13 protein-coding genes are annotated in these 16,572 nt (G+C 73.6%); 6 read left to right on the top strand and 7 right to left on the bottom strand.

Annotated features, from left to right (window positions below; translation table 11 throughout):
• Positions 1–58: 58 nt before the first annotated feature.
• Genes IEY98_RS10865 through IEY98_RS10875 form a run of 3 tightly spaced genes read right to left on the bottom strand, consistent with a single transcriptional unit; the run spans position 59 to position 2,594 of the window.
• On the bottom strand, positions 59–919 hold the full coding sequence (locus tag IEY98_RS10865; protein ID WP_189210313.1) for a universal stress protein: 861 nt from the start codon (positions 917–919) through the stop codon (positions 59–61).
• Positions 919–1,866: a nitroreductase family protein gene (locus IEY98_RS10870; protein ID WP_189210314.1), complete on the bottom strand. Its 948-nt coding sequence runs from the start codon at positions 1,864–1,866 to the stop codon at positions 919–921. The genes IEY98_RS10865 and IEY98_RS10870 overlap by 1 nt, the downstream gene beginning before the upstream one ends.
• A complete protein-coding gene (locus IEY98_RS10875; protein ID WP_189210315.1) occupies positions 1,863–2,594 on the bottom strand; it encodes an SDR family NAD(P)-dependent oxidoreductase in 732 nt (243 codons plus the stop codon). The genes IEY98_RS10870 and IEY98_RS10875 overlap by 4 nt, the downstream gene beginning before the upstream one ends.
• 156 nt (positions 2,595–2,750) lie before the next feature.
• Here IEY98_RS10875 and IEY98_RS10880 point away from each other — a divergent pair, with 156 nt between their 5' ends.
• Positions 2,751–3,767, top strand: a complete 1,017-nt coding sequence (locus IEY98_RS10880) for an Acg family FMN-binding oxidoreductase (RefSeq protein WP_189210316.1) — start codon at positions 2,751–2,753, stop codon at positions 3,765–3,767.
• Between the two features lie 52 nt (positions 3,768–3,819).
• On the opposite strand, the gene IEY98_RS10885 is transcribed toward IEY98_RS10880, so the two are convergent.
• From IEY98_RS10885 to IEY98_RS10900, 4 genes are read right to left on the bottom strand one after another with little or no spacing between them, the layout of a single operon-like run.
• Positions 3,820–4,749, bottom strand: a complete 930-nt coding sequence (locus tag IEY98_RS10885; protein WP_229786800.1) for an Acg family FMN-binding oxidoreductase — start codon at positions 4,747–4,749, stop codon at positions 3,820–3,822.
• The gene (locus IEY98_RS10890) at positions 4,746–5,261 is read right to left on the bottom strand and encodes a hypothetical protein (protein WP_189210318.1); all 516 of its coding nucleotides are present in this window, start codon (positions 5,259–5,261) and stop codon (positions 4,746–4,748) included. Before IEY98_RS10890 ends, IEY98_RS10885 begins: the two co-directional genes overlap by 4 nt.
• An 11-nt stretch (positions 5,262–5,272) precedes the next feature.
• The gene (locus tag IEY98_RS10895) at positions 5,273–7,861 is read right to left on the bottom strand and encodes a bifunctional acetate--CoA ligase family protein/GNAT family N-acetyltransferase (protein ID WP_189210319.1); all 2,589 of its coding nucleotides are present in this window, start codon (positions 7,859–7,861) and stop codon (positions 5,273–5,275) included.
• Positions 7,858–8,151, bottom strand: coding sequence for a phosphoketolase family protein (locus IEY98_RS10900; protein WP_229786801.1), 294 nt, complete (start codon positions 8,149–8,151; stop codon positions 7,858–7,860). The genes IEY98_RS10895 and IEY98_RS10900 overlap by 4 nt, the downstream gene beginning before the upstream one ends.
• Positions 8,152–8,471: 320 nt before the next feature.
• Here IEY98_RS10900 and IEY98_RS10905 point away from each other — a divergent pair, with 320 nt between their 5' ends.
• The 5 genes from IEY98_RS10905 (at position 8,472) to narI (ending at position 16,534) form a co-directional block, all read left to right on the top strand.
• Complete coding sequence (locus IEY98_RS10905) at positions 8,472–9,698, top strand: MFS transporter (RefSeq protein WP_189210320.1); 1,227 nt, start codon at positions 8,472–8,474, stop codon at positions 9,696–9,698.
• Between the two features lie 98 nt (positions 9,699–9,796).
• Positions 9,797–13,477: a nitrate reductase subunit alpha gene (locus IEY98_RS10910; protein WP_229786802.1), complete on the top strand. Its 3,681-nt coding sequence runs from the start codon at positions 9,797–9,799 to the stop codon at positions 13,475–13,477.
• On the top strand, positions 13,477–15,171 hold the full coding sequence (gene narH, locus IEY98_RS10915; RefSeq protein WP_189210321.1) for a nitrate reductase subunit beta: 1,695 nt from the start codon (positions 13,477–13,479) through the stop codon (positions 15,169–15,171). Before IEY98_RS10910 ends, narH begins: the two co-directional genes overlap by 1 nt.
• Entirely contained in the window at positions 15,168–15,809 is a 642-nt protein-coding gene (narJ, locus tag IEY98_RS10920; RefSeq protein WP_189210322.1) for a nitrate reductase molybdenum cofactor assembly chaperone, read from the top strand. The genes narH and narJ overlap by 4 nt, the downstream gene beginning before the upstream one ends.
• Positions 15,806–16,534: a respiratory nitrate reductase subunit gamma gene (gene narI / locus IEY98_RS10925; protein WP_189210323.1), complete on the top strand. Its 729-nt coding sequence runs from the start codon at positions 15,806–15,808 to the stop codon at positions 16,532–16,534. Before narJ ends, narI begins: the two co-directional genes overlap by 4 nt.
• The last annotated feature ends 38 nt before the right edge of the window (positions 16,535–16,572 follow it).

A 16,572-nucleotide genomic window follows, 5' to 3' on the forward strand; every position in this document is an offset into this window, starting at 1 on the left:
ACCCGGACTGGCGAACGGCCCCGGACCGACGAGGTCCGGGGCCGTTCGGGTGTCCGGGTCAGCGCGGCGGGACGACGGCAACCGGGCACTCGGCGTGGTGCAGGACGGCCTGGGCCGTGCCGCCGAGGACGACACCCGCCAGCGGGCTGTGCCCTCGGCTGCCGACGACCAGCAGCTGGGCGTCCTCGGCGTGGTCGAGCAGGGCCCGGGCCGGACGGTCGCGGACCACGATGCGCTCGACGGGCACCTCGGGGTACTTCTCGGTCCAGCCCGCCAGCCGCTCGGCCAGGAACGCGCGCTCGTCCTCGGCGATCGCGTCCCAGTCCATCAGGACCGGCAGCGGGTACCAGCCGCCGGTGTAGGCGGTGTCGAGCCAGGTGTGCACGGCGCGCAGGCCGACACCGCGGTGCGCGGCCTGGTCGAAGGCGAACGCCAGCGCCGCCTCGCCCGCCGGGGACCCGTCGACGCCCACGACGACCGGCCCCTGCTCGGGTGCGCCGCGGACGACGACGACCGGGCTGTGGGCGTGGGTGGCCATCGTCAGCGCGAGCGAGCCCGCGAGCAGGCCGCGGAACCCGCCGAGCCCCCGACTGCCCAGCACCACGGCGTGAGCGTCGAGGGAGGCGTCGACGACGACCTGGGAGGGCGTGCCCATCCGCTGGTCGAGGATCGGCGTGACGCCGGGCGCCGCGGCCCGGGCGGCGGCGGACGCCTCGGCGAGCACGCGCTCGGCGTGGTCGGTCATGGCCGCCACCCACCGGTCGTCCGGGTCGAGGGCGGCGGGCAGCCGGGGCGGGGGCGGCGGGTAGGCGTGCAGCAGCCGCAGCGGCAGGCCGCGCGCCGCTGCCGCGCGGGCCGCCCAGCGGACGGCGTCGAGCGCGGCGGCCGAGCCGTCGACGGCGGCGATGATCTGGGACATCAGCGGACCTTTCCGGGTGTGCGCGAGAACGCGGTGGGTGGACGGCGGGGCGTGGGCGCGGTGTCGACCGCCGGGACGCCGACCCGCAGGATCACCTGCGGGAAACCGGGCAGTTCGGCGGTCTCGACGAGCCCGGCGCGGACTTCGTGCAGGTGCAGGGGCAGGGTGACGGCGGAGGCCGCGAGCCCCATGGCGGTGGCGGCCAGCCAGGTCTGCTGCAGCGCGATCCCGGCGTGCAGGTGGTCGCTGCGGCCGTCGCCGGTGGTGATGACCACCAGGTGCGCCTCATCGGCGAGCCGGTCGGCCAGGGACGGCCCGCCGGGCCGCGGGTCCGCAGCGGCGCCCAGACCGGCCCACAGCCTCGGGTCCGCGTCCGGCCCGCACCAGGCGGCCAGCTCGGCGCGGTAGGCGGGGTCGTTCCCGATGTGGTCCGCGGCGTGGGCAAGCAGGCGCCCCACGGCGGCGTCGCGCTCGGGCCCGGCGAGCAGGACCACGGCCGCGCCCGCCACGTCGGTCGCCTTCAGCAGCCCGGCTCGGGCGGTGACCGGGGGCGGGGCGGCGAATCGGGCCCGGTGGCTGCGGCGGGCGCCGATGGCCGCGTAACGCGCCAGCTCACCCGGGGTCGGCGGCTTGCGCTCACCCGCGCGCACCATGGCGACGACGTCGCGGCGCTCGGGCAGCGGGAACTGCCGCCACGACTCGGTCCAGCCGAGCCTGCGGCAGGCGAGCCGCAGGGTGGCCACGGCCGCGCCGCAGGAGATCAGCCGGTCCCGGCCGAACGGGTCCTGCCTCGGCAGGCGCAGGGCGACCCGCTCGATGACCAGGGCGTCGCGGTCGCGGGTCTCCAACGCCCACGGGCGGGTGTCGTGCACCGACGGCGCGCGGTCCATCGCCGCCGCGAGGACAGCCTCCTCCGCCTGAGTCCACCGTGGACTGTCGGCGGTCATCGGATCGACGCGGTCAGCGGCGACCCGGCGACCGCACCGCCGTCGACGACGAACTCCGAGCCGGTGCTGTAGGTGGCCTCGGCGGCGATGAACAGCACCATCCTGGCGACCTCCTCCGGCTCGCCGAAGCGGGCGATGGGCTGGCCCGCGGTCATGGTGTCGTCGAACCCCTGGGTCATCGGGGTGCGGATCGGCCCGGGGTGCACGGAGCAGACCCGCACCCCGTCGCGGGCGAACTCCAGGGCCGCGGTCTTGGTCAGCCCGCGCAGGCCCCACTTGCTGGCCGTGTAGGCGCCGAGGTTCGGGTAGCCGGTGAGACCCGCCGTGGAGGAGATGTTGATGACGACCCCGCCGCCCGCCGCGCGCAGCGACCGGGCGGCGACGTGCATGCCGAGCCAGGCGCCGGTGAGATTGACGTCGATGACGTGCTGGAAGGACTTCAGGCTCTGCTCGCCGATGCCGCCGAACTCCACGATGCCCGCGTTGTTGACCAGCAGGGAGACCGGTCCGAACGCGGCCTCGGTGGCGGCCACGGCGCTGTGCCAGTCGTCCTCGGAGGTGACGTCGAGGTGGGTGTACGCGGCGCCGGGCGGCAGGTCGGCTGGCTCGGGCAGCACGTCGGCGGCCATCACCGACGCGCCCGCCTCGGCCAGCGCATCGACCACGGCGCGGCCGATGCCGCGCGCGCCGCCGGTCACGATGGCGGTGGTCCCCTCCAGGTTGGACATGGTGCTCTCCCTCGATATCGGTTGTCGCATTCCCAGCCTCGCGTTCTCCCCTCTGCGCGAAGAGGGTCGAACGTCCCCGTGGCGCGGGACGTCCGACGACGGCGCAAGCGCTCCGCCGTGGGCTGCAATGGCAGCGAACCGACCGGAGGAGCAGCCATGTCCGCTTCGTCGCCGTGGCCGGACCACGACACGCTCATGTCCGCGATCGCCCTCGCCAACCGGGCCCCGTCGGTGCACAACACCCAGCCGTGGCGGTGGCTCGTCGGGACGCGGTCGCTGCACCTGATGGCCGACCGCACCCGGTGGCTGCCCGCCACCGACCCGCACGGCCGCGACCTGGTGATGAGCTGCGGCGCCGCGCTGCACCACCTGCGGGTCGCGCTGGCCGCGCGCGGTTGGTCCACTGTGGACCTATCCGTCGATGCCGAGGGCGACGATCACCTCGCCGCACTCGGCCTGCGCCCCTGCCCGCCCGAGGGCGCGGAGCTCGCCGCGGCGATCCCGCTGCGGCGCACCGACCGGCGCCGCTACAGCGCGCGGCCCGTCCCGGACAGGGCCGTCGCCGAACTGGCGCGGGCCGCGGCGCGCCTCGGCGTGGCGGCGATCCCGCTCGTCGGCGAGGAGGAGCGGCTGGAGGTGGCCGTGAGCCTCTTGGCGGGTGCGGCGCGACAGCGGGTCGATCCCCGGGTGCGGCGGGAGCTGGTCCACTGGACCGGCCGCACCCACGGTTTGCCCGAGGGCGTTCCCGCCGCCAACTCACCGAGCGGGGCTGTCCGCCACGGCGGGCTGCCCATGCGGTATTTCCCCCGGGGCGTGCTCACCGAGCCGCCCGGCGGCCCGGTCGGGCCGGATGTCGGGCTGCTGCTGGTCCTCGCCACCGCGGGGGACACCCGCGCGGCGTGGCTGCGCGCCGGGGAGGCGGCCAGCGCGGTGCTGCTCGCCGCGACCACGCTGGGCATGGCGACCTGCGTGCTCTCCCAGAACGTCGAGGTCGACGGCGTGCGGGCGCGCCTGCGCGACCGTCTCCTGGCCGGGCGCGGCGAGCCGCAGCTGGTCATCCGGGTCGGCTACGCGCCGGAATCGGCGGGCCCGCTGCCCGCCACCGCCCGGCGCCCGGTCGGCGAGGTGTGCCACCGCCTTCCCGGCACCGGGTCCCGCCCCCGCCGCGCCTAGTCCGCGCCTGCTGGATCACGGCGCGCTACGCATGCCCGCCGTAATCCGGCCTCTAGCGGACCAGATCCGCCAGCGGCCTGCGGTGGGTCGGGGGCGTCACGTGCGCGGGATGGCCGATCCGGAGCACGGCCTGGGGCGGACCCGGCAGGCCGAGGTCCGTCACGAGCGCGGCCCTGGCCTCGCTGACGTGCAGCGGCTGGGTGATCAGCGAGCCCGCCAGCCCCGAGGCGACCGCGGTCAGCCAGAGGCGCTGCAGGGCCATGCCCGCGCCCAGGTGGTCGCGGCGGGTGTCGCCGTCGGTCGTGACGACGAACTGGGTCTCGGCTGCCAGGCGCCGGGCGAGGACCACCTGGTCCGGGATCGCCGTGTGCCGGTTGACCAGCACGGGGATCGGCTGCCCCTGGTCGGGTGGAAGACCGTCGGCGGCCGTCCAGGCGGAAAGTTCGCGCAGGTAGGCGCGATCGTGGCGGATTACCGACGCGCTGTAGCCCAGCGTGCGTGCGAGCGGGTTCTTCTGGTCGGGCCGCACCAGGTGCACGGTCGTGCCGGGGACGCGGGCCGCGCGTGCGAGTCGGTGCAGCAGCGCGGCGTCGACCGGCGTCGGGAGGAAGGCGCCGCGATGGCTGCGCCGCGCGGCGATGGCCAGGAACCGTCCCCGGTCCGCGGCGTCGGGCGGCCGGGGCCCGTGGGCGTCGACGTGGCCGACGACGTCCGGGCGGGCGGGGTCGGGCAGCCAGGTCCAGCCTGCCTGGTGGCCGAGCCCTCGGACCGCGGCGTGCACGGTGGCCAGTGCCGCGCCGCAGGAGATCAGGCGGTCGCGGCCGAAGGGATCGTGCCGCGGCACGGCGATGTCCGTCCGCTCGATGACCGACGCGGTGCTGTCTGCGAGTTCCAGGGCCCACGGCTGGGAGTTGTGCACCGAGGGGGCGCGGCTCATCGCCGCGGCGATCGCGTTCGCCTCGTCCGCGGTCCAGCCGCTCACCGCGCCCCCCTCGGGGCGCGCGCGGCGAGGCCCTCGGCCCATGCGGTGGCCCGGCCGGTCTCGCCCGCGGCCAGCGGTCCGGGGGTGCCGGTGACCCAGAACGTCTCGGCCTCGCCGACGGTGAAGCCCGCGTGGCGCAGTGCCCTGCGCATGCAGCGAGCGGCCGAGCCGGGCAGCCCCCGCACGCGCACGCGGGTGTCGAAGGCGTGCGCGACCACCTCGGGCCTGCCCTGCAGCCCGGCGAGCCACTCGCGGACGCCCCGGCCTTGCGACACGAGTGGGCCGTCAGCCTGCTGCCGGGCGGAGTCCCGGGTGCTCTGCCTGCTCATGCCGAAGGCGTGGGTCGGGCCGCCGACCAGCAGCAGGCCCACGTCATCGGGCAGGCGCTCCGGGGCGGCGCCGACCTCGACGAGCGTCACCGGCCCGGAGGCGGCCATGCCGTCGGCGATAGCGGCGGCGATCTCCCTGGTGTTGCCGAACATCGACTCGAAGACCACGAGCGTGCGTGCCATGACGGATCCCTTCAGCTGTTCAGGGTGGGGAGGATGCGGACGCGGGCGTCGACCGCGCGTCCGGCGGTGAGCGGGTTGATGTCGAGTTCGGCCAGTTCGGGAACGGTCTCGGCCAGCCGGGCCACCCGGCGCAGCACGTCCGCGACGGCCGGGTCGGGATGGGCGCGGGCGAGTCGCGGGGCGGTGCTCATCTCGGCGATGTCGCCCTCGGTGAGCGGGCACAGCCGCATCACCTGGTCGTCCAGCGCCTCGGCGTCGGTGCCGCCCGCGCCGAAGGCCACCAGCGGACCGAAGCGCGGGTCGTTGCGGACGCCGATGAGCAGTTCGGGGCCACGCCCCACCATCGGCTGCACGAACACCGAGCGCAGCCCGGCGCCGAACCGGTCGCGCAGGGCGGCCACGGCGGCCCGCACGTCCGCCTCCGTGCGCAGGTCGAGCAGGACTCCCCCGGCCCTGCTCTTGTGCAGCAGGCCGCCGGTGACGGCCTTGACCGCGACCGGGACACCCACCCTGCGCCAGAAGTCCACCGCCGCGTCGGCGTCCGGCACGGTCTCCCCGGCGACGACCGGGATGCCCGCCGCGGTGAGCAGCGTGAGGCTGTCCGCCGGGTCCAGCCAGACGCCTTCCGGGTGTTCGGCGAGCCGATCGGCGACGAGGGCGGCGACGGCGCCGCCGTCGAAGTCCGCGGGCTCGGCCACGGGCACGGCGGGCCGGTCCAGCCAGGACCGGCGGTCAGCCGCGGCGGCGATGGCGCGCACCGCGGCTGCCGGGTCGGCGTAGCGGGGCGGCACGCCCGCTTCCACCGGAGTGTGCTGTCCGATGTGGACTCCGACGAGCGGCTTGCCGAGTTCGAGCGCGGTCTTCGCGACGCGGTCGATGGCGGTCCCCGGGTCGCCGAGCGCGGTGGGCACGGTGATCGCGACGACCGCGTCCACGCCGGGATCGGCGAGCACGGCGGCGACGCACTCGGCGAAGACGTCGGCGGTGACGACCGCGGTCGTGTCGACCGGGTTCCCGACCGCCGCCGTGGCGGGCAGCCGGTCGCGGAGGCGGCGCACCGTCGATTCGCCGAGCGCGGCGACCGGCAGGCCCGCGGCGGCGCAGGAGTCGGCGGCGAGCACACCGGCGCCGCCCGCGTTGGTGACCACGGCGGTGCGCCTCCCCGGGGGAAGCGGCTGGTCGAGCAGCAGCGCCAGGACCTCGACGGCCTCGGCCGTCGAGTCGACGGCGGTGATCCCCGCCTGCCGGTACAGCGCGTCGGCCGTCGCCGCCGGGGTGGCCAGCGCCGCGGTGTGCGACCCGGCCGCCCGGCTGCCCTCGGCCGAGACCCCGGCGCGGATGGCGACCAGCGGCTTGCGCCGGGCCAGCGCCCTGGCGAGCCGGGCGAAGCGGCGCGGGTCGCCGAAGGACTCCAGGTAGAGCACCGCGGCGTCCGTGCCGTCGTCGGCCGACCACCAGTGCAGCAGGTCGTTTCCGCTGATGTCGAGCTTGTCCCCTGTGGACACCAGGGTGGACACGCCGAGGCCGACCCGCGACAGCTCGCGCACCAGTCCGATCGCGATCCCGCCGGACTGGCAGGCCAGCCCCACCCGCCCGGGCAACGGCGGCCGGTCCATGAAGGTCGCGTCGAGCCGCGCGAGCGGGTTCGCGATGCCCAGGCAGTTGGGCCCGACCATCCGCATCCCGTGCTCGCGCACGACCTCGCGCACCGCGGCGGAATCGGCAGCCGACAGCCCGGCGGTGACCACCACGAGGGCGCGCACCCCGACTGCGGCGCACTCCCGCACCACGCGCGGGACCGCGGGCGCGGGCACGCACACCACCGCCAGCTCGGGCGGCTCGGCCAGGTCGGCGACGCTGGGCACGCACGGCACGCCCGCGATCGACCGGGCATGCGGGTTCACGGCGGTGAGCTGGCCGGGGAAGCCGCCGCGGCGGATGTTGACCAGCACGGCGTGCCCCACGGAGTCCACGCGCCTGCCCGCGCCGATCACGGCGACCGACGCCGGACGCAGCAGCGGGACCATTCCCGCGACGACGGCCGTGCGGGCTCGCTGGTCCACGGCGGTGAGATAGGCGTCGAGAGAAGCGCTGTCCTCGTCGAGCGGCATGGTGATCCGGATGACGTCGTCGTCGCGTTCGGTGCGCACGGGCAGACCGAGGTCGTCCAACACCCGCAGCATCCGGTGGTTGGCGGTGAGCACGTCGGCGGTGAGGGTGGTGACCCCGTCCGCGCGGGCGCGTTCGACCAGGTCTTGCAGCAGCAGGGTCCCGATGCCGTGCGCCTGGTCGTGATGGGCGACCGAGACCGCGAATTCGGCGACGCCGGGCCCGGTGCGCGCATAGCTGGCGGCGCCGAGCAGGGCCCCGTCGCGGAAGGCCCCGACCGCGGGGCGGGCGTGGTCGGGGTCGGTGGTCAGGCTGCGCACGTACTGCTCGGCGTTGGACCTGCCGAGGGTGAAGAACCTCAGGTAGCGGTCCTCGGGCGGCAGCGCGGCGTGCAGCAGCCGCAAGGCGTCCTCGTCGCCGGGGCCGAGCCGCCGGATCTCGACGGCGCCACCGTCGCGGCAGCGGGCCCAGTGCGCGGCGGTGGCGGTCATCGGTACCACCGCCAGCCGCTGATCTCGGGCAGGTCCTCGCCGTCGCGGTCGGCGAACACCCGGTTGAGGTGGGCGCAGGTGAGGGTGGCGCCGGAGACGCTGCCCCGGTGCCCGCGCAGGCGCGACGTGACGTCCCCGGACCGCAGCGTCTCGGCCAGCGGATTGTCCAGCAGGTGGACCTGCCCGACGGACAGGAGTCTCACCGCCCGCCACCACGCGTCGACGCGGACGACCGGGTCCCCGGGACGGAGATCGGCGATGGACATGGACTGCACGGTGCCTGCGGTCATCAAAGTGCTCCCGGTGTGTGGCGACTGAGTCGATCGTGGCCGCGGGCGCCCACCCCGGGACAGCGTCGGCCGTCCCCACCGGACCGTGACCTTCGACCCCGTCGGCGCGGAGGAACCCGATCAGGTGACCGAGCCGACTGAACACGGCGCCCGCGTTCATCCTGGGCAGATGAACGACGCGCGCGGTGGCGAGAAGGGACGTTCGTCCTTTTCTCGGCGCGGCGCTGGGCCCTATCCGCGACAGCGGCGGTGATCGACGCTGAACGTGCTCGCCGACAGGGCGTGCGTTCGATGACCCGCGAGCTATGGACTGGAGGATGATGACCTCGACACCCCGCCCCTCGAGCGCGACCTCCGCGACCTCCGCGACCTCCGCCGGACGCGCGACGCTGATGCTGGCCATGGCCACGGCCGGGTTCGCAGTGAACTTCTGGGCATGGGCGCTGTTGAGCCCGCTCGGACCGCTGTTCAAGGACTCCCTGGGGCTGAGCTCGTTTCAGCAGGCGCTGCTGGTGGCCGTACCGGTGGTGGTCGGATCGTTGGGACGCATCCCGGTGGGCGCGTTGACCGACCGGTTCGGCGGGCGGGTGATGTTCCCGCTGGTCTCGGCGGTCACGATCGTGCCGGTGCTGTTCGTCGGCCTGCTCGGGCACTCCTCGCTGGCCGCGTTGCTGCTCGGTGGCTTCTTCCTCGGTCTCGGCGGCACCGCGTTCGCCGTCGGTGTGCCCTTCGTCAACGCGTGGTTCCCGCCCCGGCGGCGCGGGCTGGCGATCGGCGTCTTCGGCGCGGGCATGGGCGGGACGGCCGTCAGCGCGCTCACGACCGTGCCGCTGGTGGACGCGGGCGGGGTGGCCACGCCGTTCCTCGTCACCGCGGCGGTGCTGGCGGCCTACGCGGTCGCCGCAGCCCTGATCCTCCGGGACGCCCCCGGGCGCACCGTGCCCGCCTGCTCGTTCGGGCGGCGCCTGGCCGCGACGCTCCGGCTGTCGGTGACGTGGCAGGCGTCGTGGCTGTACGCGGTGGTGTTCGGCGGATACGTCGCGTTCTCGGTCTACCTGCCCGCCTACCTCAAGACCGCCTACAACCTCACGCAGGCCGACGCGGCGGGCCGCATGGCCGGGTTCGTGCTGCTGGCCGTCGTGCTGCGCCCGCTCGGCGGTTGGCTGTCGGACCGGGTCGGCCCGGTCCGTGTGCTGGCCGCGTCGCTGGTCGTGGTCGCGCTCGGCGCGACCGTGCAGGCGTTCACCCCGCCGCTGATGCCACTGGGCACCATCGCGTTCCTGGCCATGGCCGCGGCGCTCGGCGCGGGCAGCGGGGCGGTGTTCGCCCTGGTCGCGCTACTGGCCCCGGCCTCGGCGGTCGGGTCGGTGACCGGTGTGGTCGGCGCGGCGGGCGGACTGGGCGGCTTCATCCCGCCGCTGGTGATGGGCGCCCTGTTCGGGGCGTTCGGCTCCTACGCCCTCGGGTTGGCCGCGCTGGCCGTGGTCGCCGCGGTCACCCTCGCCTTCACCCTGGCCGCCGTGCGGCGGGGCGTCCACGCCCACTGACCTCTGCGAGGCCGCGGCGCCGCCACTAGCGTCACAACCGCCCTCTGGATCACCCGCGGACCGCACCCTGCCCCACTGCCACGAGGAGCCGTGCACAAGTGAGCACCCATACCGATCCACCTCCGGGCCTGGACACCGGGCTGACCGACGCGCTGATCCGGACCCGCCGGTTCTTCAGCCGCGCCGAGGTCTCCGACGACCTGCGGACGCTGCACAGGATCGGAGGCAGGCAGGCCGACGAGTTCTACCGGGACCGGTGGAGCCACGACAAGGTGGTCCGCTCCACCCACGGGGTGAACTGCACCGGGTCGTGCTCGTGGAAGGTGTACGTCAAGGACGGCATCATCACCTGGGAGGCCCAGCAGACCGACTACCCCTCGGTCGGGCCCGACCGGCCCGAGTACGAGCCGCGCGGCTGCCCGCGCGGGGCCGCGTTCTCCTGGTACACCTACTCGCCCACCCGGGTGCGCTACCCCTACGTGCGCGGCGTCCTGCTGGAGATGTACCGCGAGGCGAAGGCCCGCACCGGTGATCCCGTGCTCGCCTGGGCCGACATCGTCGAGGACCCGGAACGCGCCCGCCGGTACAAGGCGGCGCGCGGCAAGGGCGGGCTGGTCAGGGCCTCCTGGGACGAGGCGACGGAGATGGTCGCCGCCGCGCACGTGCACACCGTCAAGCGGTACGGGCCCGATCGGGTGGCCGGGTTCTCCCCCATCCCGGCGATGTCGATGGTCTCCCACGCGTCCGGGGCCCGGTTCGTCTCGCTCCTGGGCGGGTCGATGCTGTCGTTCTACGACTGGTACGCCGACCTGCCCGTGGCCTCCCCGCAGGTGTTCGGCGACCAGACCGACGTGCCCGAGTCCGGCGACTGGTGGGACGCCGGGTACCTGATCATGTGGGGATCGAACCTGCCGGTCACCCGCACCCCGGACGCGCACTGGATGGCCGAGGCCCGCTACCGGGGCCAGAAGGTCGTCGCGGTCGCCCCGGACTACGCCGACAACGTCAAGTTCGCCGACGAGTGGCTCTCCGTCCAGCCCGGCGCCGACGGCGCGCTGGCGATGGCCATGGGCCACGTGGTCCTGCGCGAGTTCTTCGTCGAGAAGCAGGTCCCGTACTTCACCGACTACGTCAAGCGCTACACCGACCTGCCGTTCCTCGTCCGGCTGGACGAGCGGGGGGACGCCCACGTCCCCGGCAAGTTCCTCACCGCCGCCGACCTCGACGGGCACGCCGACAGCGAGCACGCCGCGTTCAAGACCGTGCTGCTCGACGCGGCCACCGGGGCGCCGGTGGTGCCGGGCGGCTCGCTCGGCTTCCGCTACGGCGAGCAGGGCGCGGGCCGCTGGAACCTCGACCTCGGCGACGTCGACCCGCTGTTGTCCGTCGCCGGGAACGACGCGGTGGAGGTCGAGCTGGCGCGGTTCGACAGCGCTGGCGCCGTCCGCAGGGGCGTGCCGGTCCGCCGGGTCGGTGGCCACCTGGTCACCACGGTGTTCGACCTGCTGCTGGCCCAGTACGGGGTGCGCCGCGACGGCCTGCCCGGGGCATGGCCCCGCGACTACGACGACGCCGCCGAGCCCTACACGCCCGCGTGGCAGGAGCCGATCACCGGCGTGCCCGCTCAGGCCGCGGCGCGCATCGCGCGGGAGTTCGCCGCGAACGCCGCCGAGTCCCGGGGCCGGTCGATGATCATCATGGGGGCGGGCACCAACCACTGGTTCCACTCGGACACCATCTACCGCGCCTTCCTCGCCCTGACCACGCTCACCGGGTGCCAGGGCGTCAACGGCGGCGGGTGGGCGCACTACGTCGGACAGGAGAAATGCCGTCCCGTCACCGGCTGGTCGCAGCTGGCGTTCGCGCTGGACTGGTCCCGCCCGCCGCGGCAGATGATCCAGACCGCCTACTGGTACCTGCACACCGACCAGTTCCGCTACGACCACTTCGGCGCCGACACCCTCTCCGCCGCGACCGCGGGCGGGCACCTGGCGGGTAAGACGACCGCGGACGTCATCGCGCAGGCCGCGCGACTGGGCTGGATGCCCTCCTACCCCACTTTCGACCGCAACCCCCTCGACCTGGCCGACGACGCCGAATCGGCGGGCGTGCCGGTCGGCGAGCACGTCGTGGCGGAGCTGAAGGCCGGGCGCCTGCGCTTCGCCTGCGAGGACCCCGACGCGCCGGAGAACTTCCCGCGCGTGCTCAGCGTCTGGCGGGCGAACCTGCTGGGGTCCTCGGCCAAGGGGAACGAGTACTTCCTCAAACACCTGCTGGGCACCGACAACTCGCTGCGGGCGGAGGAGGCGCCGCCGCGCGCGCGTCCCCGCGACGTGGTCTGGCATGAGGAGGCGCCCGTCGGCAAGCTGGACCTGCTGCTGACGCTGGACTTCCGCATGACCAGCACCACGCTGTTCTCCGACGTGGTCCTGCCCGCCGCCACCTGGTACGAGAAGCACGACCTCAACACCACCGACATGCACCCGTTCGTGCACTCGTTCAACCCGGCCATCGCCCCGCCGTGGCAGACCCGCACCGACTGGGCGGCGTTCCAGGCCATCGCGAAGGCGTTCAGCAGGCTCGCCGCCACGCATCTCGGGGTGCGCAAGGACGTCGTCGCCACCCCGCTGCTGCACGACACCCCGGACGAGCTGGCCACCCCGCACGGCGTCGTGCGGGACTGGAAGGCAGGCGAGTGCGAACCTGTCCCGGGCGTCACCATGCCCCGGCTCACCGTGGTCGAGCGCGATTACGGTGCGATCGCGGCGAAGATGGACGCCCTGGGTCCGCTGGCCGACACGCTCGGCGCGACGACCAAGGGCATCACCTACCGCGTCGAGCGCGAGGTCGAGTACCTGCGGCACAAGAACGGCTCGATCCGCGGCGGCCCGGCCGACGGCCGCCCGTCCCTGGTCCGCGACGTGCACGCGTGCGAAACGATCCTCGCGCTGTCCGGCACCACCAACGGGCACCTGGCCACCCAGGGATTCCGCACGCTGGAGCAGCGCACCGGCACGGCGCTGGCGGACCTGGCCGCCGAGCACGAGGGCAAGCGGATCGCCTTCGCCGACACCCAGGCCGCGCCCGTCCCGGTCATCACCTCCCCGGAGTGGTCCGGCAGCGAGACCGGCGGCAGGCGCTACTCGCCGTTCACCATCAACGTCGAGCGGCTGAAGCCGTGGCACACCCTCACCGGGCGCCAGCACTTCTTCATCGACCACGACTGGATGGCCGAGCTGGGCGAGCAGCTGCCCGTCTTCCGGCCCCCGCTGAACATGAGCGCGCTGTTCGCCGAACCCCGCGTCGGCGACCAGGGCGAGCTGGGGATCACCGTCCGGTACCTGACCCCGCACAGCAAGTGGTCCATCCACTCGGAGTACCAGGACAACCTGCTCATGCTCAGCCTGTCCCGCGGCGGCCAGACCATCTGGATGTCCACGCAGGACGCGCGCAAGATCGGGGTCGCCGACAACGACTGGATCGAGGCGGCCAACCGCAACGGCGTCGTCGTCGCCCGCGCGATCGTCTCGCACCGCATGCCGGAGGGGACCGTCTACATGCATCACGCCCAGGACCGCCTCATCGACGTGCCGCGCACCGAGACGTCGGGCAAGCGCGGCGGCATCCACAACTCGCTGACCCGGCTGCTCATCAAACCGTCGCACCTCATCGGCGGGTACGCGCAACTGTCGTTCGCGTTCAACTACCTCGGCCCGACCGGCAACCAGCGCGACGAAGTGACCGTCATCCGCCGCCGCGCGCAGGAGGTGATCTACTGATGCGGGTCATGGCTCAGATGGCGATGGTGATGAACCTCGACAAGTGCATCGGCTGCCACACCTGCTCGGTCACCTGCAAGCAGGCCTGGACCAACCGCTCCGGCGTCGAGTACGTCTGGTTCAACAACGTCGAGACCCGCCCCGGTCTGGGTTACCCGCGCACCTACGAGGACCAGGAGCGGTGGCGCGGCGGCTGGACGGTGAACCGGCGCGGCAGGCTGAAACTCAAGGGCGGCGGGCGGCTGCGCAAGCTGCTGACCATCTTCAGCAACCCCAAACTGCCCAGCATCGACGACTACTACGAGCCCTGGACCTACGACTACGACACCCTGACCTCCGCGCCCCTCCAGGAACACACTCCGGTGGCCCGGCCGCGGTCGCTCATCAGCGGGGAGCCCACCAAGATCACGTGGTCGGCGAACTGGGACGACAACCTCGGCGGCGCGCCCGACCACGGGCACCGGGACCCGATGCTCAAGGGCATCGAGGACAAGGTGCGGTTCGAGTTCGAGCAGACCTTCATGTTCTACCTGCCGCGCATCTGCGAGCACTGCCTGAACCCCTCGTGCGCGGCGTCGTGCCCGTCGGGGGCGATCTACAAGCGCAGTGAGGACGGCATCGTCCTGGTGGACCAGGACCGCTGCCGTGGATGGCGCATGTGCGTCTCGGGCTGCCCGTACAAGAAGGTCTACTTCAACCACCGCACCGGCAAGGCCGAGAAGTGCACCTTCTGCTTCCCCCGTGTCGAGGTCGGGCTGCCTACCGTGTGCGCGGAGACCTGCGTGGGAAGGCTGCGCTACATCGGCCTGGTCCTCTACGACGCCGACAGAGTCCTGGAAGCCGCGTCCACTCCGGACGACACCGACCTCTACGAGGCCCAACGCCGGGTGTTCCTGGACCCGAACGACCCGGAGGTGGTGCGCGCCGCCGAGCGCGCGGGCATTCCGCGCGACTGGATCGAGGCCGCCCAGCGCTCCCCCGTCCACGCCCTGATCACCACCTTCAAGGTGGCCTTGCCGCTGCACCCGGAGTACCGGACCATGCCGATGGTCTGGTACATCCCGCCGCTGTCGCCCGTCGTCGACGTCGTGCGGGACACCGGGCACGACGCCGAGGACCACGGCAACCTGTTCGCCGCCATCGAGGCCCTGCGCATCCCCGTCGAGTACCTGGCGCGGCTGTTCACCGCGGGCGACGTCGAGCCCGTGAACGCCGTGCTGCGCAGGCTGGCGGCCATGCGCGCATACATGCGCGACATCAACCTCGGCCGCGAGCCACGGGAGGAGGTCGCCATGAGAGTCGGGATGACCGGCGAGCAGGTCTACGACATGTACCGGCTGCTCGCCCTGGCCAAGTACGACGAGCGCTACGTGATCCCGCCCGCCCACGCCGAGCAGGCCCACGGCCTGGAGGAACTGGCCACCGAATGCAGCCTGGACTACGAGGGCGGCCCCGGCATGGGCGGATCGGGACCGTTCGGGGAGAACTCCGGCGGCGCCTCCCCGATCGCTGTGGAGAACTTCCGGATGCTGCGCGACCGGCAGACCACCGACACCATCGCCGCACCGCTGGACAAGGACAACCGGGTCAACCTGCTCAACTGGGACGGCAAGGGCCGCCCGGACGGTCTCTTCCCGCCCAGGGAACACCCCGGCGGCGGAGACCCGGCAGGCGAAGTGGAGCCCAAGCCATGACGGCCACCGACGCCCAGCGCGCCACCGCGTGGCAGGTCCAGTCCCTGCTCATGGGCTACCCCGACCCGCCGCTTCTGGAGCGGCTGCCCCTGCTGAGCGCAGCCGTCACCACGCTGCCCGACGCCATCGGCGCGCCTCTGCGGACGACACTGGACCACCTGGCGCGTACTCCGCTGACGGAGCTGGCGGCCGACTACGTGGCGACCTTCGACCATCGCAGGCGGTTCAGCCCGTACCTGACCTACTTCACCTACGGCGACACCCGCAAACGCGGCATGGCGCTGCTGAGGTTCAAGCACGCCTACCGCCAGGCGGGCCTGGTGCTCGACGATGCCGAGTTGCCTGACCACCTCGCCGTCGTCCTGGAGTTCGCCGCGAGCGGCGACGCCGCGGTGGGCACCCGACTGCTGATCGAGCACCGCGCGGGCCTGGAACTCATGCGCCTCGGCCTGCACGAGCACGGCTCGCCGTGGGCGCACGTCGTCGACTCCGTCTGCGCCACCCTGCCACCGATGGGCAGGCGCGACCACGACTCGGTCGCCCGGCTGGCCGCCGAGGGCCCGCCGGAGGAGGAGGTCGGGCTGGCCCCGTTCGCCCCACCGGAGTACATGCCCGCCGGACGAGGAGAGCCCCGATGAGCGCGCTGGACATCCTGCTGTGGGTCGCCGTCCCGTACATCTCGCTCGCGGTGTTCGTCGTCGGCCACATCTGGCGCTACCGCTATGACAAGTTCGGCTGGACGACTCGTTCCTCCCAGCTCTACGAGAACCGACTGCTGCGGCTGGGCAGCCCGTTGTTCCACTTCGGCATCCTGCTGGTGGCCATCGGCCACATCGGCGGCCTGCTCGTCCCCAAGTCCTGGACCGAGGCCGTCGGGATCAGCGACACCGCCTACCACGTGGTGGCCGTCGTGCTCGGCGTCCTCGCGGGTGCGTGCACCCTGTTCGGCGCGGCGATCCTGGTCTACCGCCGCCGCACCGTCGGGCCGGTCTTCTCGGCCACCACCCGCAACGACAAGCTCATGTACGTGCTGCTCGTCGGGGCCATCGTGCTCGGACTGGGCACCACCGTGCTGGGCAACCTCACCGCGGACCCGCACGACTACCGCGAGACCGTCTCGCCGTGGTTCCGGTCCATCCTCATCCTGCGGCCCGAGCCTGCCCTCATGGCCGCCGCCCCGCTCGGGTTCCAGCTCCACGTGCTGGTCGCGTTCGCCCTGTTCGCGTTCTGGCCGTTCAGCCGCCTGGTGCACGTGTTCTCCATGCCGCTGGGCTATCTGACCAGGCCCTATGTCGTGTATCGCAGCCGTGACGAACAACTGGGCAGCCGGCCGACCCGCCGAGGGTGGGAGCGGGTGCCGTGACCGCGGCGGTCCTGCTCAGGACCGCACTCGGGGTGAGC

The organism is Actinokineospora fastidiosa (genome assembly GCF_014648415.1).
Classification (GTDB): Bacteria; Actinomycetota; Actinomycetes; order Mycobacteriales; family Pseudonocardiaceae; genus Actinokineospora; species Actinokineospora fastidiosa.

Bases quoted from the DNA above. Each gene is read 5' to 3' on its own strand.
- IEY98_RS10865 (WP_189210313.1), bottom strand. From the start codon at position 919: ATGTCCCAGATCATCGCCGCCGTCGACGGCTCGGCCGCCGCGCTCGAC.
- IEY98_RS10870 (WP_189210314.1), bottom strand. From the start codon at position 1,866: ATGACCGCCGACAGTCCACGGTGGACTCAGGCGGAGGAGGCTGTCCTC.
- IEY98_RS10875 (WP_189210315.1), bottom strand. From the start codon at position 2,594: ATGTCCAACCTGGAGGGGACCACCGCCATCGTGACCGGCGGCGCGCGC.
- IEY98_RS10880 (WP_189210316.1), top strand. From the start codon at position 2,751: ATGTCCGCTTCGTCGCCGTGGCCGGACCACGACACGCTCATGTCCGCG.
- IEY98_RS10890 (WP_189210318.1), bottom strand. From the start codon at position 5,261: ATGGCACGCACGCTCGTGGTCTTCGAGTCGATGTTCGGCAACACCAGG.
- IEY98_RS10895 (WP_189210319.1), bottom strand. From the start codon at position 7,861: ATGACCGCCACCGCCGCGCACTGGGCCCGCTGCCGCGACGGTGGCGCC.
- IEY98_RS10900 (WP_229786801.1), bottom strand. From the start codon at position 8,151: ATGACCGCAGGCACCGTGCAGTCCATGTCCATCGCCGATCTCCGTCCC.
- IEY98_RS10905 (WP_189210320.1), top strand. From the start codon at position 8,472: ATGACCTCGACACCCCGCCCCTCGAGCGCGACCTCCGCGACCTCCGCG.
- narH (WP_189210321.1), top strand. From the start codon at position 13,477: ATGCGGGTCATGGCTCAGATGGCGATGGTGATGAACCTCGACAAGTGC.
- narJ (WP_189210322.1), top strand. From the start codon at position 15,168: ATGACGGCCACCGACGCCCAGCGCGCCACCGCGTGGCAGGTCCAGTCC.
- narI (WP_189210323.1), top strand. From the start codon at position 15,806: ATGAGCGCGCTGGACATCCTGCTGTGGGTCGCCGTCCCGTACATCTCG.